At 67.9% G+C, this 19786-nt stretch carries 19 protein-coding genes; 1 reads left to right on the top strand and 18 read right to left on the bottom strand.

Going from position 1 to position 19786, the window contains the following annotated elements:
- Nucleotides 1-226: 226 nt before the first annotated feature.
- Nucleotides 227-1807, top strand: coding sequence for an alkaline phosphatase family protein (locus Q0996_RS15825; RefSeq protein ID WP_299621760.1), 1581 nt, complete (start codon nucleotides 227-229; stop codon nucleotides 1805-1807).
- Between the two features lie 334 nt (nucleotides 1808-2141).
- Here Q0996_RS15825 and Q0996_RS15815 read toward each other — a convergent pair whose 3' ends face one another.
- From Q0996_RS15815 to Q0996_RS15730, 18 genes are all read right to left on the bottom strand, one after another.
- Nucleotides 2142-2843, bottom strand: a complete 702-nt coding sequence (locus tag Q0996_RS15815; RefSeq protein WP_299621757.1) for an anti-sigma factor — start codon at nucleotides 2841-2843, stop codon at nucleotides 2142-2144.
- Nucleotides 2844-3169: 326 nt separating this feature from the next.
- A complete protein-coding gene (locus tag Q0996_RS15810) occupies nucleotides 3170-3757 on the bottom strand; it encodes a cupin domain-containing protein (RefSeq protein WP_299621755.1) in 588 nt (195 codons plus the stop codon).
- Entirely contained in the window at nucleotides 3757-4320 is a 564-nt protein-coding gene (locus tag Q0996_RS15805) for a sigma-70 family RNA polymerase sigma factor (RefSeq protein WP_299621752.1), read from the bottom strand. Before Q0996_RS15805 ends, Q0996_RS15810 begins: the two co-directional genes overlap by 1 nt.
- Before the next feature lie 92 nt (nucleotides 4321-4412).
- Nucleotides 4413-4811: a cytochrome c family protein gene (locus Q0996_RS15800; RefSeq protein ID WP_299621749.1), complete on the bottom strand. Its 399-nt coding sequence runs from the start codon at nucleotides 4809-4811 to the stop codon at nucleotides 4413-4415.
- Nucleotides 4812-4895: 84 nt separating this feature from the next.
- On the bottom strand, nucleotides 4896-5507 hold the full coding sequence (locus tag Q0996_RS15795; protein WP_299621746.1) for a ferritin-like domain-containing protein: 612 nt from the start codon (nucleotides 5505-5507) through the stop codon (nucleotides 4896-4898).
- A gap of 251 nt (nucleotides 5508-5758) precedes the next feature.
- Nucleotides 5759-6361 (bottom strand): carbonic anhydrase, encoded by a 603-nt coding sequence (locus Q0996_RS15790; RefSeq protein WP_299621743.1) that lies wholly within the window; start codon nucleotides 6359-6361, stop codon nucleotides 5759-5761.
- A gap of 69 nt (nucleotides 6362-6430) precedes the next feature.
- Nucleotides 6431-6904, bottom strand: coding sequence for a MarR family winged helix-turn-helix transcriptional regulator (locus Q0996_RS15785; protein ID WP_299621740.1), 474 nt, complete (start codon nucleotides 6902-6904; stop codon nucleotides 6431-6433).
- Nucleotides 6905-6939: 35 nt separating this feature from the next.
- On the bottom strand, nucleotides 6940-8115 hold the full coding sequence (locus tag Q0996_RS15780; protein WP_299621737.1) for an amidohydrolase family protein: 1176 nt from the start codon (nucleotides 8113-8115) through the stop codon (nucleotides 6940-6942).
- Between the two features lie 35 nt (nucleotides 8116-8150).
- The gene (locus Q0996_RS15775) at nucleotides 8151-8852 is read right to left on the bottom strand and encodes an ABC transporter ATP-binding protein (RefSeq protein ID WP_322096727.1); all 702 of its coding nucleotides are present in this window, start codon (nucleotides 8850-8852) and stop codon (nucleotides 8151-8153) included.
- Nucleotides 8853-8855: 3 nt separating this feature from the next.
- A complete protein-coding gene (locus Q0996_RS15770; protein ID WP_299621734.1) occupies nucleotides 8856-9656 on the bottom strand; it encodes an ABC transporter ATP-binding protein in 801 nt (266 codons plus the stop codon).
- Nucleotides 9653-11596 carry an ABC transporter permease gene (locus Q0996_RS15765; protein ID WP_299621731.1) on the bottom strand — a complete coding sequence of 648 codons (1944 nt, stop codon included), beginning with the start codon at nucleotides 11594-11596 and terminating at the stop codon, nucleotides 9653-9655. The genes Q0996_RS15770 and Q0996_RS15765 overlap by 4 nt, the downstream gene beginning before the upstream one ends.
- A gap of 16 nt (nucleotides 11597-11612) precedes the next feature.
- Nucleotides 11613-12818, bottom strand: coding sequence for an ABC transporter substrate-binding protein (locus Q0996_RS15760; RefSeq protein ID WP_322096726.1), 1206 nt, complete (start codon nucleotides 12816-12818; stop codon nucleotides 11613-11615).
- Between the two features lie 75 nt (nucleotides 12819-12893).
- Complete coding sequence (locus Q0996_RS15755) at nucleotides 12894-13979, bottom strand: aromatic ring-hydroxylating dioxygenase subunit alpha (RefSeq protein WP_299621728.1); 1086 nt, start codon at nucleotides 13977-13979, stop codon at nucleotides 12894-12896.
- Nucleotides 13980-14007: 28 nt separating this feature from the next.
- Complete coding sequence (locus Q0996_RS15750; protein WP_299621725.1) at nucleotides 14008-14592, bottom strand: amino acid synthesis family protein; 585 nt, start codon at nucleotides 14590-14592, stop codon at nucleotides 14008-14010.
- Nucleotides 14589-15170: an amino acid synthesis family protein gene (locus Q0996_RS15745; RefSeq protein ID WP_299621722.1), complete on the bottom strand. Its 582-nt coding sequence runs from the start codon at nucleotides 15168-15170 to the stop codon at nucleotides 14589-14591. The genes Q0996_RS15750 and Q0996_RS15745 overlap by 4 nt, the downstream gene beginning before the upstream one ends.
- Nucleotides 15171-15189: 19 nt before the next feature.
- On the bottom strand, nucleotides 15190-16065 hold the full coding sequence (locus Q0996_RS15740) for a UPF0280 family protein (protein ID WP_299621719.1): 876 nt from the start codon (nucleotides 16063-16065) through the stop codon (nucleotides 15190-15192).
- Nucleotides 16065-17594: a 6-hydroxynicotinate reductase gene (locus Q0996_RS15735; protein ID WP_299621717.1), complete on the bottom strand. Its 1530-nt coding sequence runs from the start codon at nucleotides 17592-17594 to the stop codon at nucleotides 16065-16067. The genes Q0996_RS15740 and Q0996_RS15735 overlap by 1 nt, the downstream gene beginning before the upstream one ends.
- A gap of 10 nt (nucleotides 17595-17604) precedes the next feature.
- On the bottom strand, nucleotides 17605-19786 hold a 2182-nt coding region (locus Q0996_RS15730; RefSeq protein WP_299621714.1), incomplete at its 5' end, for a xanthine dehydrogenase family protein molybdopterin-binding subunit.

Here is a 19786-nt window from a genome sequence, read left to right as displayed (position 1 = left end):
CCCTTGTTCCAAGGGGGCTCCTCACCATGAGGTCAATCAGGCCAACACCTCGCCTCACCCTGAGGAGCGGTTCGCAGAACCGCGTCTCGAAGTGTGGCGTGCTTGATGCACCCATTTTTCCAACAACCTGCCAGAGCAGTATTTGCTCCACCATGCCTTGTCACAAAAGCGCCGCCGATCCAGGGTAGTGTTCAAGTCTCCGCAGCAAAGGGGAGTCGAGTCTCTGATGAACAAATCGGTTTTGCTGATCGTCGTCGACCAGTGGCGTGGTGACAGCCTTCAGCATCTCGGCCATCCCGAGGTCAAGACCCCCAACGTCTCGCGCCTGGCCGCGCGCGGCATCACCTTCCGCAACCACTATTGCCAGGCTGTACCCTGCGGGCCGGCCCGCGCTTCGCTGCTGACCGGCACCTACCTGATGACCCACCGCGTCACCCGCAACGGCACGCCGCTGGATGCCATGCTGACCACCCTGCCGCGGGCGCTGCGGCGCGCCGGCTACGACCCGGCGCTCACCGGCTATACCACCACGACCCCCGACCCGCGGTTCACCGCCGCCGGGGATCCGCGCTACGAGACCCATGGCGATCTGATGGACGACTGGCGCGTGATCCGCTCCTTCGCCCCGCAGAAGGACCCCTATTTCTCCTGGCTGCGCAGCCATGGCTATGCCATCCCCGAAACCCAGGAAGATCTCTGGAACCCGGAGTACCCCAAACGCGGACCCGACGGCCGGCTGGACCTACCATCGCCCATCGACAGCGCGCAGAGCGACACCGCCTGGTTCACCGACGGCGCGCTGGAGTACATCCGTCACGCGAAGGGGCAACCCTGGTTCCTGCACTACGGGCTCTACCGGCCGCATCCGCCGTTCTGCGCGTCCGAGGAGTTCCTGCGGCTCTACGACCCCGCGACCCTGCGGGGGCCGGTCCGCGCGGCAAGTCGCAAGGAAGAAGCCGAGCAGCATCCGCTGCTGAAGCTGCTGCTCGACCGCATCGACCAGGCGATGTTCATGGAAAACCGCAGCGGCCCCGCCGCCGAGCTGGAGGAGGTGGAAGTCCGGCAGATCCGCGCCCACTACTACGGCCTCATTTCCGAGGTCGACCACAACCTCGGGCGCATCCTCGACGAGCTGGAGCAAAGCGGAGAGATCGACAACACCCTGATCGTCTTCACCTGCGACCACGGCGAACAGCTCGGCAACCACCACCTGCTGGGCAAAACCGGCTACTTCAGCGACAGCTACCACATCCCGCTGATCGTCTGCGATCCCGGCGCCGACCCGGCGACCCGCGGCAGCGTGGTGGAGGCCTTCACCGAGTCGGTGGACGTGATGCCGACGATCCTGGACTGGCTCGGCCAAGCGGTCCCGCGGCAGTGCGACGGCCACTCCCTGCTGCCGTTCTGCCAGGGCCGACACCCCGAAGGCTGGCGCCAGGGCGTGCACTACGAGTTCGACTTCCGCGAGGTGCTGGACCCCAGCGTCGAGGCTCGCTTCGGGATCGAAATGGACGACTGCTGCCTGGCGGTCTATCAGACGGCGCGCTGGAAGTACGTGCACTTCGCCGCCCTGCCGCCGCTGCTCTTCGACCTGGAGAACGACCCCGACGAATTCGACAACCTGGCCGACGACCCGGCCTTTGCCGAATATCTGGCGGAGATGGCCCAGCGCATGCTCTCCCTGCGCCTCGCCCACGCCAACCGCTCCCTCACCGGCTATTTCGCCAGCGGCGGCCTGCACCGCCGCGAGGGCCGCACCGCCGTCCCGGTCACCGCCACGGACAGTCTGCCCCGCGCCGCCGAGTAGCACGGCTCCCGTCAGGGCTCTTACCGCAGGGTCGGGTCGAGGCGGTCGCGCAGCCAGTCGCCCAGGAGACTGATGGAGAGCGTGGTCAGGAAGATCACCGTGCCCGGTACTACGGCGATCCACCAATGCCAAAGGGAGGTGACGGTTACGTGTCAGCTTCTTGTCGCTTTGATCTCCATGAGATGACCGTGCCGCGGAGCCCTTCGCCGCACGGTGAGACAATCACCCCTAGGGTGCAGACTCCGCCTACAAGCCATTGATCCCAATAGATGGCAGAACGGCAGGAGAAGTCCGACACAGCCCCTGCGCGAAGAGCGCTTGTGGATGCTGAGGGCTAGGGCCGCAGCAACCTCGTCGAGGCCAGCACCGGGCCTGTCGGTGCCCCGCCGGGCGAACCCCCCAGGGGCTCCAGACTGACCGCGAGGGTTGCCCCCGGGAGCAGGTCTTCCAGAGCATCAGGCGGCAGCGCCAAGGTCGTCTCGGTCCCTTGCGGCAGCAGGCCGAGGGAGCGCGGGCCGCCGCCCTCGGCGATCAACCAGAGTTCGAGCGAGGCCTGCGGCCGGTTGGGCGCGGCCCCCTCGCGGCGGATGGTCAGTGCGCCCGCATCCCGGTCGACGCCGATGATCCAGGTGTAGGCGCCGCTTTCGGGCCGGAGCTGTGCCACGGCCTGCAGCGGCGCCGGTCCGGGATCGCCGGTGACCAGCAGCAAAAGCGCGAAGGCCGCGGCCAGCGCAGCGCCGCCCCAGGCGAAGCGCCGGACCCAGGGACGCGTCGGCGCCGTCCTTGTCTTCGCTTTAGGTTTTTCGTCACGGTCGAGCGCACGGTCGATGCGCGCCCAGACCGCCGCCTCAGGGGCCTGCGGCGGAAGCGTTGCGGCCAGCGGCTCCAGCCGCTCGGCCCAGCGGTCCACCAGGCGCGCAAAGCCTTCGTCTTGATCGAAACGAAGGGCCGCGCGCCGGAAAGCGGCCGCATCGAGGGTGCCGAGGACGAACTCCGCAGCGAGGAGTTCTGACCGCCTGCGTGTATCGGATGCCATAACGAACGGAATGCCCTTCCAAGTCTAGCGATCGCGGTGAAGTGTCGCGGTTCGATGCCGGGTGCCATAGCGTTTTCGACTTGCGTCGAAGCGGTTCCGGCCCGCTCCCCCGCCCGGCCACCCAGCACCAGTATCCTATGGGTGGCCGGGCGGCGGAGCGGGCTGGTGCCGTCAAAACGTGAAACACTCTAGAGCGGATCATGTTTAGACGGAAACACTCTCGTGTTTGCGTCTAAACATGTGAATCCGCTCTACACTCAAGAAATAGAGCAGATTCACCAGGCTCAATGGATCGCTCCCGCGATTCCATCGAACCAGGATCTGCTCTAGCCGGCGTTGCGCAACTCTCCACGCACGTAGAAAAGACCGCCTTTGGGACTTGAGATCGCCGGGTGCGGAACCCCGGCGGAAATCACGTGATAGTCGCCGGCCGTCAGGCGCACCCCGCCGATTTCGACCTCGCCTTCAAGCACGATGCACTCCTCGGTCATGCGGTGCGGGTGCGGCGGCAACACCGCCCCCGCGGCAAAGCGCAGCAGAAAGGCCTCGAAGCCTTCTTCACGGTCGATGAAGAGCGACTTCTTCTCAATGCCCTCGGCGACAGGCTTCCACTCCCCCTCGGAAGCCCGCACGGCAATGGAAAAACGTTCCCGCTTCGAGACCGGTCCCCCGGCGCCGGAACTCTCGATTGCAGCCTCGATCCCTTCCCAGACCGCCGACGGCGGTTCCTCGGAGCCCGGCTCCGCGGCCAGGCCGGACAAGCGCTGCTCCCAGCGCTGAACGGCTTCCTGCAGGGCCATGTCCGTCGCCAGCGATTTGCCGGTGCGCGCCCGGGCCTCAGGATCGAGCGTCCCCAAGACATACTCCGCCGCCAGCAGATCCAGTTCGTCCTTGGTCATGCGTCCCGAAGCCATTACCCCAAGCATTCCCGAAGTTGCAGCAAACCGCGGCGGACCCAACTTTTCACGGTACCGAGGGGCACCTCCATCCGGGCCGAGAGTTCCTCATGGGTCAGACCATGATAGTAGGCCAACAGAATGGCCTGTCGCTGATTTTCCTGCAGGGCCTCCAGACACTTCCGCAAGCCGGGGTCGCTGTGGTCCGGCGGCGGCAGGCGCGACACCGAGGGGTCCGCCTTGGCTTCCGCCGCCTCGTCCCAGGGCTCCGGATTGCGGGGCTCGCGGGCCTCACTGCGCAGCCGGTCGATGGCGCAGTTGCGCACGATGGTGGTCATCCAGGCGATCGGGCGGCCCTTGTCCGCCCGGTACTGCGCCGCCTTGCGCCAGACCAGCACAAAGGCCTCCTGCAAGACCTCGTCGGCGGCGTCGCGGCGCGAGAGCAGGCGCAGGGCGATGGGATAGAGCCGCGATGCGGTGAGCTGATACACGCGGCGAAAGGCCGAGCGGTCGCCCCTTGCAGTGGCGGCCAGCAGGTCTTGCAGCGGATCCAGCTCCGCGACTTCAGATGAGCCCTTCATTCCGAGCGCCGGGCTCTCCCCCATGTAAGCGATCATTATGCCCCATACCCCCTCGGTCGGTCTTTGCATTTCTGATTACCCCGGTCACCACCTCACCGCTCAGCCTCCTGTTGCAGAAAGGCAATGAGGTCGGCCCGGTCCTGCGGTTCGGAGACCATGAAGTTCATCCGCTGGCCCGGCAGGTAGGCTTCCGGATCGGCCAGCCAGAGATCGAGCGCGGCGCGATCCCAGGTGCCGCCGGCCTTCTGCAGCGCCTCCGAGTAGTCGAAATCCTTCAGCGAACCGATTTCCCGGCCGAAGACGTCGTTGTGCCGCGGGCCGATGCGGTTGGCCGCCAGCGAATGGCAGCCGATACAGCGGCTGTCGTAGATCAGCGCGCCGCGCTCGGCATCACCCACTTCCGCCATCTCGCCCCGGCTTTCGCCCGCCGCGGCAAGCATGGGCAAAGCCAGCGCAAGACAGCCGATGAGGTGCAAAACAGGTTTGACCATTCTTCTCTCCCGCATGCGGGCAGACCGCCGGACCGGTGCCGGGACCACTCTGGCCGCGTCACCGGTCCGCGCGAGCGCCAGGCGTCAGACCCCGAAGCTCAAGGCCTTTTCGGGAACCGGCTGACCCAGCGCCGAGGCGAGCAGCGCCCAGTGCATGGTCTCGTCGGCGGCGAGACGGCCGGAGACCTTGGCAAGGGCCGGATCGGCGAAGGCGGGGATCACGCCGAGATAGGCGTTGGCCGCACCCCGTTCGAGGCGCGCGGCGAGGGTGAGGACATCGCCCTGGGTCTTCAGGCCGCCGGCGCCCAGCGCCTTGGCGTACTCGCCGATGGCCTTCTCCTCGACCGGTGCGCCGCCCAGCGTCTTGATGGTCGCCATCAGGGCGTCGCGGTGTTCCTTGTGATGGCTCTGGAAGAGCACGGCCACCGGCAAGACCTCTTGGGACAGGAGGCCGCTCTCGGCACCGAGCTGATAGGCGTTGATGGCCTCGTGCTCCAGGCCCAGCGCCACGTTGAGGATCGACACGTCCTTCTTGGGGTCGCTCGCGCCCTGGCGGCTGGCGGAACTGGCCATGGTTTCGCAGCCGATCAGCAGCGCTACCGCGGTGGCCGAAAGGCTCGCCTTGCCGGCGCCCTGCAAGAAGCGCCGGCGCGCCGGAACAATCTCCGGAACGGTTCTGGTATCAATGGATGCCATGAAATCTCTCCTAGACTCTGCATGAGATAAGAAATCGGGCGAAGGCGACGATCCGCAGAACCGGCCGAGGCGGTCGGGGAACGGCAAGCCCCACCGGACCGCGCCTTCTGCTAGCCCTAACGGCGGCACGCCCCCGCCTGGATGCAGAGCGGACAATTATTTTTCGGAATTGCCGATGGCCAGTTCAGGTCGCGCAAGCGCAAACCCACGCCGCGACGAGCGCGCCGGTAACGACGAAGATAGGAGAGCGCTTAGTGTTGCGGCGGCGCGTCGAAGCCGCAGTCGAGATCGCGCAACCGTCCGTTACTCAAGCCGTAGATCAGGCCGTGGACCGACAGTTCCTGTCCGCGCGCCCAGGCATCGCGCACGATGGGCGTTTCCGCCACCCGCCGCACCTGGGCGATGACGTTCAGCTCGCAGAGGCGGTTCATCCGCTGGCCTTCGTCGGCGAATTGGCTCATTTCCTCCGTGCTGCGCTCGGCGATGTCGCGAATGGGCTGGAGCCAGTGGTCGATGAGGCCGTGCCGCCGCTCGTCGACCGCCGCGTTGACGCCGCCGCAGCCGTAGTGACCACAGACGATGATCTTCTGGATCTGAAGGGCCTCGACGGCGTACTGCAGCACCGAAAGGCAGTTGAGATCCCCCGGGTGCATCAGATTGGCGACGTTGCGGTGAACGAAGACCTCACCCGGCTCCAGGCCGGCGATGACGTTGGCCGGCACACGGCTGTCCGAGCAGCCGATCCAGAGATACCGCGGGTGCTGGGGCCCGGACAGCCGCTTGAAGTAATCGGGATCCTGTTCGACCCGCTCGGCCGCCCAGTCGGCATTGCGCGCTATCAGATATTCGACCATGGACACCCCCTTTGCCGGTCACCGCGATGCCGGCTGTCCCATTGTTTGGCCCGACGCCCTGGGCCGTTATCAACCCTTCTGCCCCAGAAGGTCCAGCAGGCGCAAGAGTTCGCGCTGTTCGTCCGGGTTGAGGCCGGCCAGGGTCTCGCGGGAAATCTCGGGGCCGATGACCACCAGATCGCGGGCCATTTCGTGGCCGTCGCGGGTCAGTTGAACGAGGCGGCGGCGCCCGTCCGCCGGGTCGGTGCGCACGGCGACGAGGCCACGCTGGGCGAGGCGCTGCACCACCCCCAGGACCGTCGCCGGGTCCATCGCCACGACCTCGCCGAGCTTGGTCTGCGCCAGCTCGCGGTTCCTCAGCAAGGTGACCAGCACCGAGAACTGCTGCGGAGTCAGGTTCAGGGCGCCAATGCGCGCCTGGAAGACATCGCTGGCGTACTGGTGCGCGCGGCGCAGCAGAAACCCGATCTGCTCCTCCAGGCGATAGTCGCCGCCTTCCGCGACCGCGGTCAGGGAAGATCCCGGTTCGCCCAGCTCAGCCATCTATCCGCCTCGTCATAAAGTCCATCGGCGCGCCATCACAGGACCTCCGCCAGGGTTGTCGCCGGCGGGGTGTTGCGCGAGCGCCGGCAGCGCACCACACCGTCGATGATCACCATGGAGATCCCCGGCAGGTCGCCGAGGCGGACCGAGTCCAGCAGGTCCTTGCCGGCGGTGTGCTGGGCGCGGTCCATGATCACGAAGTCGGCGGCACGGCCCACCTCGATCAGCCCGCAGTCGAGCTCGCGCATCCGCGCGGTGTTGCCGGTGGCAAAGCAGAACACGGTTTCCGCCGGCACCTCGCCGACCGAGGAGAGCAGCGCGATCATGCGCAGGATGCCCAAGGGCTGCACGCCCGAACCCGCCGGGGAGTCGGTGCCGAGAATGATGCGCTCGGTCTGGCCCAGCTCCATGGTGGTGCGCATGGCATAGAGCCCGGCCAGTTCGTTGCCGTTGTGGACGATCTCCACGGCCCGCGTGCACTGCTCGCAGAGACAGCGGATCTGGTCGAGGGGAAGGGCGGTGTGGCCGCCGTTGATGTGGCCGATCACATCGGCATCGGCCTCCAGCACCACGTCGGCATCGATGAGGCCGGAGCCGGGGATCGAGGGGCCGCCGGTGTGGATGGTGCTCTGGATGCCGTACTTGCGCGCCCAGGCCACCATCTGCTTGGCCTCCTCGCCCTGCTTCACGCCGCCCAGGCCGACCTCGCCCAGAAGCTTCACACCGGACTCGGCCATCTGCTTGAAGTCCTCCTCCACCATGCCCTTTTCGATCACCGGGGCGCCGGCATGGACCTTCACCCCGCCCGGGCGCATGTTGAAAAAGGCGCGCTGCGCCGTGACCGCCAGGGCCTTGAGGCCGACGATGTCCTTGGGCCGGCCCGGCAGGTGCACTTCCCCGGCAGAAATCATGGTGGTGACGCCGCCGTTCAGGAAGCTGTCGATCCAGTTGAGCTGGCTCTGGCGCGGCGTCCAGTCGCCGAACACCGGGTGCACGTGGCTGTCGATCAGCCCCGGCGTGACCGCCGTGCCCTTGGCGTCGACGGTGACGGCGGCGTTGCCGGTATCGACCTCCGCGGCCTTGCCGACCTCGGCGATCCTGCCGTCCACGACCACCAGGGTATCGGCATCGAGGATCGGCTTTTCCAGGTCGCCGGAGAGCAGGAGGCCGATGTTCTGGATCACCAGTTTGTCGTTTTTCTTGTCGCTCATGGCGTCACCGTTCGTAGCCGTCGTTCCACGCTTGTTCAGACCGCAAGGTACTGCCGGCGGATCTCCGCATTCTCCTGAAGCTCCTGCATGGTGCCGGAGAAGCGGATGCGGCCGGTCTCGATCACATAGGCCCGGTCGCTGACCAGAGAGGCGAAGTAGAGGTTCTGCTCCGACAGCAGGATCGGCAGCCCCTGGGTCTTGATCTGCTTGATCACCTCGATGATCTGCTCCACCACCACCGGGGCCAGGCCCTCCGAGGGCTCGTCCAGCAGGATACAGCCGGGGTTGCCCATCAGGGTGCGGGCGATGGTCAGCATCTGCTGTTCGCCGCCGCTCAAGGTGCCGGCGAGGCGGTGGCGCGCCTCGGCCAGGTTGGGAAAGAGGGCGAAGAGATCCTCGGCCTGCCAGTGCGGCGCGCCGCCGCGCGCCGGCTGGCGCCCGGCCTCGAGGTTCTCCAGCACCGTCAGGCGGGTGAAGACGCGGCGTTCCTCCGGTACATAGCCGATGCCACGCTGGGCGATGCGGTGCGGCGGCTCGCCCATCAGGTCGTCGCCGCCGAAACGGATCTGCCCTTCCGTGACCTTCACCATGCCCATGATCGACTTGATGGTGGTGGACTTGCCGGCGCCGTTGCGCCCGATCAGCACCACGATCTCGCCCGGCGCCAGCGCCAGCGAGACGTCGCTCAGGATGTGGGCCTGGCCGTAGTAGCTGTGGATCTTCTCGACGCTCAGCATGATCTAGTCTTCCGCCTGGCCATAGATCTGGCCCTCGCCGAGATAGGTCTTCAGCACCAGGGGATCGTTGCGGATCTGCTCGGCGTTGCCTTCGGCGATGAGGGCGCCGCGGCTGAGCACGATGATGCGGTCGGCATGGCCGAAGACGATGTCCATGTCGTGCTCGGTGAACAGCACCGAAATGCCGAGGTCGCCCACCAGCCGGGCCGCCAGGCCCATGAGCTCCAGGCGCTCGCGCGGCGCCATGCCGGCGGTGGGCTCGTCCATCAGCAGGACCCGCGGCGTGTTGCCCAGGGCGACGGCCAACTCCACCCGCTTCAGATCGCCGTAGGAGAGCACGCCGCAGGGGCGGTCGGCCTGTCCGGTCATGCCCACCAGATCCAACAGCTCCATGGCCCTGTCGCGGTGGCGATGGGTGGCCGACCTGAAGAAGCTGAAGAGCTCGCGCTGCTGGCTCATCAGCACCATGGCGACGTTCTCCGCCACGGTCATGGAGGGAAAGGTGGCGGTGATCTGAAAGGTACGCCCGACGCCGCGCCGCCAGATCTCCGCCGGCGCATAGCCCAGCAGTTCCTCGCCGGCCAGGCGCACCGAGCCGCTGTCGGCCGGGATCTGGCCGTTCAGCATGTTGAAACAGGTGCTCTTGCCGGCGCCATTGGGGCCGATCAGGGCCAAGAGTTCCCCCTCGGCAAGATCGAAGCTGACATCGCGTACCGCCTGCACGCCGCCGAAGGCCTTGTTGAGGTTGCGCACTGCCAGGCTCGGCAGGTCGGTCGCCCGCTCGATGGTCGAGGGCGCGCTCATGCCTCCCGCGCCTTTCGTCGTGGCGACGGCGCCGCCGCCTCGGGGTCGGCCTCCAGCTTCAGGAAACGTCCGAGATGGTGCTTGGCGGCCCCCGCCAGCCCCTGCGGGAAGAGGAGCACCAGCGCCACGATGGTCGAGCCCACCAGCAGGCGCCAGTATTCGAAGGTGATCAGCTCGTCGTGCAGATAGGTGAAGGCGGCGGCGCCGACGAAGGGCCCCGACAGCGATTCCACGCCGCCCAGCAGCACCATCAGCAGCGCATCGAAGGAGCGCGGGATGGACATCTCGTCGGGAAAGACCGAGCCCTTGGAGAAGGCGAAGAGCCCGCCGGCGAGGCCCGCCATGGCACCGGCGAAGACGAAGGCCATGAGTTGCTGGCGCTTGATGTCGATGCCGATGGCCGCGGCGCGCAGGGTCGAATCCCGGGTCGCCCGCAGGCCGTAGCCGAAGGGCGCGAAGACCACCCGGCGAATCAGAAAGATGCCGCCGACGCAGAAGACCAGGGCCAGGTAGTAGAAGACCTGGGTGCCCGAAGCCCAGAGCGAGGGCCAGATGCCCAGCAGGCCGTCGTCGCCGTTGGTCACCTCCGACCACTGGAAGGCGACGGACCAGGCGACCTGGGCGAAGGCCAGGGTCAGCATGGCGAAGTAGACGCCGGAGAGGCGCACGCAGAACCAGCCGATGACCAGCGCCAGCATCCCGGCCCCCAGCGGCGCCAGGAGCAGGGCAAGCTCGAAGGGCGAGGCGGCGTAGGTGACCAGCAGGGCCGCGGTGTAGGCGCCGCCGCCGTAGAAGGCGGCATGCCCGAAGGACACCAGCCCGCCAGTGCTCATGAGGAAATGCAGGCTGGTGGCGAAAAGCGCCAGCACCATGATGTCGGTGATGAGGACGAGTTGGAACTCGTCGACGAAAACCGGCGCGGCCGCCAGGCAGGCCAGCAGGCCCCCGACGAAGAGCTTGTAGTGGGGGCCGGCGGGGCGCAGCGCCTGTTCGAAGCCGGCGGCGGCCTTGTGACCCACGGTCTCCGGCCGGCCCAGCAGACCGGTGGGCCGCACGATCAGGATCACCGCCATCAGGATGAACATCAGCACCAGGGTGCCGCCGGGCCAGATCAGGATGCCGAAGGTGTTCAACTGGGAGATCAGCACGGCGGCCAGGAAGGCCCCGAAGATGGAGCCCATGCCGCCGACCACGGTGACCACGAAGACCTCGGCCAGGATGCCGAAGTCCATCAGCAGGTCGGCGCCGCCCTTGGGAAGCTGGATGGCGCCGCCCAGGCCCGCCAGCATGGAGCCCAGCACGAAGACGCCGGTGAAGAGCAGCGACTGGTTGACGCCCAGGGCGCCGACCATCTCGCGGTCCTCGGTCGCCGCGCGCACCAGGACGCCCCAGCGGGTGCGGTTGAACAGCAGCCAGAGCGCCAGCAGCACCAGCGGCCCCACGGCGATCAGCACCAGGTCGTAGACCGGCATCGGCGTGCCCATGATGCGCACGATGCCGGTGAGGCCCGGCGCCCGCGGCCCCAGCAGGTCCTCGGCGCCCCAGGCCCAAAGGGCGGCATCCTGGACGATCAGGATCACCCCGAAGGTGGCAATGAGCTGGAACAACTCCGGCGCCTTGTAGAGCCGGCGGAGAATGACCAGCTCCACCAGCAGGCCGACGAGACCCACCGCCACGGCGGCGAGCAGCAGGGCCACCCAGAAGCCGATGGCCCCACCGCCGACCATCTGCACGAAGCTGAAGCCGAAGTAGGCGCCCAGCATGTAGAAGGAGCCGTGGGCGAAGTTCACCACCCGGGTCACCCCGAAGATGATGGACAGGCCCGAGGCCGCCAGGAACAGGGCCGAGGCACTCGCCAGCCCGGTCAGGAACTGTACCAGATAAACACCCATATGCAGGTTCCAGGCCGCCGGTGCCGGGACCGCCTCAGGTCCCGGCACCGTGGCTCAAGGGTCCTTAGCTGCCGGCGCCGCGAAGCTTGCGGACCTCTTCGTCGCTGGGCAGATAGGCCGCCCCGTCGCGATAGCTCCAGTCGACCATTACGCCCTTGCCGTCCTTGACGTCGGTCACCCCGACGTAGGCGCCCATGGTGGACTGATGGTCGATGGCGCGATAGGTGACCGGGCCCACCGGCGTGTCGAGGCTGAGGCCCTTGAAGGCCTCCACCAGGGCCTCGGTCTCGGTGTTGCCGGCCTTCTCCATGGCCGCGGCGATGGACAGCATGGTGTTGTAGCCGACCAGAGAGCCGATACGCGGATAGTCGTCGAACTTCGCCTGATAGGCCTCGACGAACTTCTGGTGTTCCGGCTTCTTGATCTCGTACCAGGGATAGCCGGTGACGATCCAGCCCTTGGGCGCCTCGGCTCCCAGCGGGTCGAGGTATTCCGGCTCACCGGTCAGCAGGCCCAGCACCGTGCGGTTCTGGAACAGTTCGCGCAGGGTGCCCTCGCGCACGAACTTGGTGAGATCGCTGCCGAAGGTGACGTTGAAGATGCCGTCGGGCTTGGCCGCCTCCAGGGCCTGCACCTCGGCGCCGGCATCGATCTTGAAGAGCGCCGGCCACTGCTCGCCGACAAACTCGACCTCGGGGTTTTTGGCCTTGAGGATCTTCTTGAAGGCCGCCACCGCGTCCTTGCCGTAGGCGTAGTTCGGCGCGATGGTCGCCCAGCGCTTGGCGCCGCTCTCGGCCGCCGCTTCCGCCAGCATGGCCGCCTGCATGTAGGTGCTGGGGCGCAGGCGGAAGGTGTAGCGGTTGCCCTTCTGCCAGACCAGGGAGTCGGCCAGCGGCTCGGCGGCGAGATAGAGCCGCTTCTTCTGGCCGGCGTAGGCGCTGAGCGCCAGGCCGACGTGGGAGAATAGCGAGCCGGAGATCATCACCACGCCTTCCTTGGCGAAGAGTTCCTCGGCGTAGCGCACCGCCTCGCCGGGTTTGCCCTGATCGTCGCGGGAGATCATCTCCAGCGGCTTGCCCAGAACGCCGCCGGCCGCGTTGATCTGCTCGATCGCCAGTTCCGCGCCCTGCCGGTAGGGAATGGTATGCGCCGGCAGGCGCTTATAGCTGTTGATGTCGCCGATGCGGATGGTATCGGCGGCCTGCACACCGCCGGTAAGGGCAACCGAGGCGGCAAGCGCCGCCATGCCAATCACTTTCCTGAACCCCATCTTTGCCTCCTCGTTCTCGTTCAAATCTCGTCTTATGCACTCCGTCATGAGCCGCCCGAGCGGCCCCACCACATGTCATGAGCCCGCCTGTGCGACTTTTTCCGCGGCCTTACCCTCCCGCCGCGGTGCCAGGTCCAGGGCACCGCCTTCGCTTTCGATCATGTCCTTGATCACCAGGCGCAGCAGGTTGGCGCCGCGGTCGATGGCGATGCGCACCGGCGGCTGCCGGCGCGGCTGCCGTTCTCGCTCCTGGATCGCCTCCAGGATCGCCTTGTCCTCGTCGAAGGCGAGGCGGAACTGTGTGTTCATCTGATCGCCCATGGTCTCGTCGTCCTGGGCGATGTTGCGCAGGTGCATCCAGTGATCCACGGTGCGGGTCTCGCTCACCGGCGTCAGGAAATGCAGGGCGAAGAGCCGCACGCCGCGGTCGCGGTCCTCCTCGGCAATGGCGAGATCGCTGGCCGCGCTGCCGAAGTCGATCACCGCCGTGCAGGGCGCATGGAAGAAGTAGTAATGCCAGCGGTCGACATTGCCCTGGAAGTTCCCGAAGGCCTTGAAGAAGCCCACCGGCGGCGCGTCGCGGATCCAGCGGGAGGTGACCACCGTGCGCCCTTCGCGGTGGCTCTCGATGGGCACGTCCTCGCTTTCCGGGTTTCCCAGGGTGGTGGGGTGGACGAAACTGACGTGGGCGGGATCGCAGAGGTTCTCCGCCAGGTTCAGATAGTTGGACTCCACGGTGAGCGCGTCGCCGAAGTGCGCCGCCCAGGCCGGGTCGTCGAAGGCCGGCAGGTCGAAGATCAGCGCGGGATCGGCCTGCTCCGCGTCACCCATCCAGATCCACAGGATGCCCCGCCGCTCCTCCAGGGGGTAGCGGCGCACGACGGCGCTCTGCGGAATGTTGGACTGTCCCGGCACTCGCACGCACTGGCCGCTGCAGTCGAAGGTGAGGCCGTGATAGCCGCATTCCAGGGTGTCGCCCTTCAGCCTGCCTTTGGAGAGCGGCAGGCGCTTGTGCGGGCATTCGTCGGCGAGTGCGACGGCGTCGCCCGTTTCGCTGCGGAAGATCACAATGGGCTCGTCGAGGATGGTCAGCGGCGTGAGCGCGCGGCCGAAGCTCTCGGCCCATCCCGCCACATACCAGGCATTGCGCACAAAGGTCATCGCTCCATCCTCCAACAGGCTAAGCGCGTCAGCGCAGGCCGTCCTCCCCCTTCACCTCGTCGACGGTCAGCCCGCCCACCCGCGGCAGCGGCCGCCCGGAATCCGTCACCGCGATGGCCACCACGATCTCGCCGCGGCGCGGCGCATCGGGCACGCGGACTTCCATGCCGTCGAAGTGGCTGCGCACATAGGCGGCGTCCTTATGGCCCAGGGGCACGTCGATCACCGTGCCGAGCCCGCCCATCTTTTTCGAGGAGGGCACCAGGGCCGCGCCCTTCTCCACCGCCTGGCGCAAGGGCTTTCCGAGGCGCGGATGGAGGATGGCGGCGGCATGCTCCAGTTCACCGCCTTCGCCGACGATGGCCGCCTTGCCGTAGCTTTCGATGGCCGAAGGGTCGACGCCCAGGGCCGCCACCGCCTTCTCGCCGAGGACCTTCCCCAGCTCCGCGCCGATCTGCATCAGCTCTTCCAGGTCTTCCTGATAGCGCTCGGCAAAGGGGTTCTCGATCACCGCCAGGGCGGCGGCCCGGCGCACCGGCGGGTCGATGGCCTTGCCGATCTCCTTCTGGGTCTCCTCGACCGTGACCACGTACTTGCGAACCTTGACGCTCATCTGAGGCCGTCCTCCCCTTTCACATCTTCTTTGCGCAGCCCGCCCATGCGGTCGTGAATCCGCCCGCCGGTGGTCATCACCAGGATCAGCACCAGTTCCTCCGGCCGCGGCGCGTCGGGCAGGCCGACTTCGATGGCGTTGAAGTGACCGCGCACGTAGGAGGCATCGATGTGGGTGATCGGCACGTCGATGCGCGCGCCGACGTCGGCGACCTTCTTGGACGACGGCACGATGGCCATGGCGCCGCCCAGCAACTCGCGCATGGCATAGCCGCCGGGCACATGCCAGAGGGCGCCGTGCTCCAGCTCGCCGCCGGCGCCGACGATGGTCGCCTTGCCGTAGCCTTCCACCCTGGCGGCGTCGCCGCCGAGGGCGGCGACCAGGCGCTCGGCCATGGCAAGACCGAGGGGCTTCAGCTCGTCCATGAAGGGCTGCAGCTCTTCGACGTAGCGCCCGGCGAAGGGGTTCTCGATCACCGCCGCCACCGATCCGACCAGGAGGGGCTGCTCCGGCGGCGGACCGCCTTCGTGAAGGATCTCCTCCACGCTGGTCTGATATCTGCGCACCTCAACCGGCATACCGTCTTCCTTTTCCCCCTTATGCCGCCGCCAGCAGACCGGCGGGGGCCGCAACCACCTCGGCCTCGCCGCGCAGGAACAGCGCCGCGGCCTCGATGAGGCCCTCGGCACGCATCCGCTCCACCACATTGCAGCCCCGTTGCAACGCCGCACGGATCTCTTCTTGCCGTAGCGTACCCACCGCGACCGTGACCTCCCGGCCGGCGAGATCGCTCTCCGGATCGAGGACCTCCGCAGGTTGGCGTTGGATCGCCGGGTGGCCCGGCAGGTCGACAGCATTGGCAATCAGGGTGGCGGCCACGTCGGCCGCCGCCGCATCCCGCGCGAAGACCGTGACCGCATCGGCGATGCCCAACGAAAAGCTGCGTCCGCCCTGGTCCAGGTGGGCGCGGCCCGAAGTGGCGATGCCGCGCAACGGCATGTCTGCGGTGATCACGGCCCGCCCGTCGAGGCGCGGCGCGGCGAGTTCCGCCACCAGCCCGCAGGCCAGGCTCTCGCCCGGCGCCAGATGCAGCGCGATGTCGCCGCCGTCGTTCACGTAGGCCCGCGACAACTCCGCCGCCTCCGTCATCGCCGCCAGCAGATGATCGGCGACGGCCCCGGCCACCGCCGCCATGGGTGTGACGAAGGCGGGACGGTGGGGCGCCGCGGCGTCCAGCATGCGCTGGGCGACAGCGCCCCGCAGCGCCGGTAAGTCAGCACCGAGCGGACGGCGAAGCTGCGGCAACTCCGCCACCAGATCCGGCAGGACGGCGGGGAAGGCGGCGACTGCAGCGTCATAGGCGCGGCCCACCTCCTGAGGCGCGCCGAAGGCCTCGACGATCAGATCGATGGGCCCCTCGTGCAGATGCAGGCGCCCGTCGGGCAGGCCGCGGATCTGGATCGACTCCCGCATCAGCCCTTGCCTCCGGCCTTGGCCCGGTTCGGCTGCAATGGCCAGGGGTTTTCCGCCTTCAGTTCGGTCATCTGGATGCGCTCGCCGGTGCCGCTCTCCTGCAGCACGCTTTCCAGCGGCTGTACGAAGTCCAGATGCCCACCCAGTTCGGCATAGGTCTCATAAGGCATGGTGAACTCGATGGGCCCGACGATGGCTGGCGTTGGGACATAGCCGAAGGCGTTGTCCGGCATCGCCAGGGCATCGACCATGATGGTGATGCCACCGCCTGGCCAGACGTAGGCCGGGGCGCCGCCCGCCGTAACGCGCGTCAGCGACTCCTTCACCGAGCGGGTCAGGCGCACCGGGTTCTCGGTGGCCCCGGCCCTGAGGCTGCCGCCGGCGCCGGCCATGAAGAGGACCGAGCAGAGCGCCGGTTCGCAGTTCTCGCCGATGCGCTCCACCACAAGGCGGATGGGCGCCGGCATCTCTGCCTCCACCGGCTTCAATTCGTCGTCCAGCTCGAACCAGGCGGCATGCTCGCCGGTGGTGCTGACCATCAGCAGGCGCAAGCCCGGCCAGGCCGTCTTGGGATCGATCTTGTCGATGATGGTGAGCGGATCGTCGATGTCGGTACCGCCCCAGCCGACCCCGGGTTCCGCCACCTGGAAGTAGCGCCCGGGGGTGGAACGGCGGCCGCGCACCCGCACGCCGCTGGCCGGCATGTCCAGGAACTTGCCGGCCTGGTGCTCGGTCAGGACGCCGGTGATGTGGTCGTCCACCACGATCACCTCGTCGGCATGACCCAGCCATTGCTGCGCGAAGATGCCGATGGTGGCGGAGCCGCAACCGACACGCATGCGTTCCTCCTCCACGCCGTTGATCACCGGCGCCTTGCCGGCCTGCACGGTGAGGCGCGCGCCGCCATCGATCTCCAGCTCTACGGCTTCCTTGTTGCAGAGGGAGAGCAGAGTCTGGCAGGTGACGTTGCCTTCCTTCTTGCTGCCGCCGGTTAAGTGGCGCACCCCGCCGAGGGCCAGCATCTGGGAGCCGTACTCCGCCGTTGTCACATGGCCCACCTGTTCGCCTTCGCAGCGCACTGCCGCCTGTTCCGGGCCGAGGTGGCGGTCGGTGTCGATTTTCACCTTGACGCCGCAGTAACTGAAGATGCCCTCGGTGACGACGGTCACCATGTCGATCCCGTCGATCTCGGCGGAGACGATGAAGGGTGCCGGCTTGTAGTCGGGATAGGTGGTGCCGGCACCGATGCCGGTGACGAAGGCTTCGCCGCCTTGCACCAGGCTGCCGTCCCACTCGGCGCCGCCGGCGGGATTGGCGAGGAAGGGCACCAGCTCCTCGGCGCGCTCGGCGGCCTGGCGCGCCAGCACGAAGGGATCCATGCGCACCAGCGTGTTGTCGATGTTGCCGTAGCGCCCGCAGGCGCCGGTCTTTTCCGCACGGATGCGGCAGAGCACCGGGCAGGCATCGCAGACCACGATGTCGTCGCGATCGCTGCGTCTGGCTTTGGTGGTTTCGCCCGCTTCGCTCATGGCTCTGTCCTCACGTGACGCCTGCGGCGCGCAGGGCCGCACGCACCCGGTCCGGCGTCGCCGGCGTTTCGCGCAGCCGCACCCCGGTCGCCTGATAGACGCCACCGAAGATCGCCGGCGCGGTGGCGATCAGGGAGTGCTCGCCGACGCCCTTGGCGCCATAGGGGCCCAGCGGCTCCGGATCCTCGATCAGCACGGTCCTGATCTCCGGCATGTCGCCGAATGTGGGGATGAGATAGTCGTGCAGGTTCTCGGTGCGCCCCGGCAGGTACTCCTCCATCAGCGCGAGGCCGAGGCCCTGGGCGATACCGCCGTGGATCTGCCCTTCCACCAGGGTAGGGTTGACCGCCCGGCCGACGTCATGGGCGGCCACCATACGCAGCGCCTTGACGGTGCCCATTTCGATGTCGACTTCCACCTCGGCGATCTGCGCCGCAAAGCCGTAGGTGGCATAGGGATCGCCCTGGCCGTGTTCGTCCAGCGCCGAGGTGGGCGGATCGAAGGTGCCGCTGCCGCGGATGACGTCGCCGTTCTCCCCCTCGGGCAGATCGCCGAGGTCGATGGTCCTGACCGCGACACCGTCGCTCACCTGGATCTGGCCGTCCTTGACCTGCAGCGTTGCCGTCTCCCCGGCGTTGGCGAGGCGCAGGATCTGCGCCCGCAGGTCACGGCCGGCCAGGGCCGCCGCGTTGCCGGAGACGAAGGTCTGGCGCGAGGCAGAGGTCTTGCCGGCATCGGCGGTGAGCGCCGTGTCGCCCATCACCACCCGGAACTGCCCGGCGGGCAGGCCCAGGGCATCGGCGGCGATCTGCACCATCACCGTGTTGCTGCCCTGGCCGATGTCGACGGCGCCGTTGTAGAGCGTCACCCCGCCCTTGCGGTCGATCCCGATGGCCATGGTGGAGGGATTGGAAATGGAGGTGTTGCCGCAGCCGTACCAGATGCAGCCGATGCCCACCCCGCGCCGCAGCCGGTCCCTGGACTTGTTGAAGTCTTCCGCCGCCGCGCGCCAGGCCTGCCAGTCGGCGCGCACCGCCTCGATGCACTGATCGAGTCCGACGGATGCCGTCAGCACCTGCCCGGTCGCCGTCGCCTGGCCGGCGCGGATGGCGTTGAGGTGGCGGAGTTCCAACGGGTCCATGCCGACCTGCTGCGCCAGTTCGTCCATCAGACCCTCGTGGGCCAGGGCCGACTGCGGCACGCCGAAGCCGCGGAAGGCGCCGGCCGGCGGCGCGTTGCTGAGCATGGCCACGCTGTCGGCCAGCACATGGGGGACGAAGTAGGGGCCGCTGCAGTGCACCGGCACCCGGTCGGAGACCGTGGGCCCCCAGGAGGCATAGGCGCCGGTGTCGAAGGCGCCCTCGAAGCGGAAGGCCGTCAGCCTGCCCTCGCGCGTGCAGCCCGCCCTGGCGGTGATCCGCGAGGGGTGGCGCTTGGTCGAGGACATCATGGATTCCGGGCGGCTGTACTCACCGCGCACCGGCCGCTCCAGCAGCCAGGCGGCGAGGCCGATGAGCGGCTGGATGGAAAGGTCCAGCTTGCCTCCGAAGCCGCCGCCGCAGGCCGAGGGCATGACCCGCACCTGCGCCTTGTCGAGCCCCAGCAGCAACGCCGTCTCGTCGCGGTCCATATAGGCCGCCTGGGTAGTGACCCAGAGCTCCAGATTGTCGCCCCGGCGCTCGGCATAGCCGGCCTCCGGTTCGATGTAGGCGTGTTCGATGAAGGGGGTGGCGAACTGTCCTTCCGCCACCACCTCGGCACCTGCCAGTGCCTCTTCCGCGTCGCCCTTGCGCACATGACCGCGGGCCAGCACGTTGTCGGGATAGGCAGCCTGCACCGGTTCTGCGGTCCCGTTGCCGGCCGGCGCTTCCACCTGCCAGGCGATCGGCAGTTGCTCCTCGTCGACCGCCCAGATGGCGTCCCGTTCGCCCACCAGCGCCAGAACCGCTTCGCCGCGATAGCGCACCTGGCCGTCGGCCAGCACCGGCTGGTCCTTGATGTGCGGATAGACGCCGAAGCCGTTGGCCCCGGGGATGTCCGCCGCGGTCAGCACGGCTTCCAGACCCGGCGTCTCGGCGACCAGCCCGGAAAGATCCCCAAGGGTGAAGCGCGCGCGGGCATGGGGCGAGCGGATCACGCGGAGCCAGAGCGCGCCCTCCGGCGCCGTGTCGGCGCCATAGAGTTCGCCGCCG

Source organism: Pelagibius sp. (genome assembly GCF_028289705.1).
In the GTDB taxonomy this organism is placed as follows: Bacteria; Pseudomonadota; Alphaproteobacteria; order Kiloniellales; family Kiloniellaceae; genus Pelagibius.
Note: the sequence above shows the minus strand (reverse complement) of the source record. Positions and strands in the feature narration are given on the sequence as shown.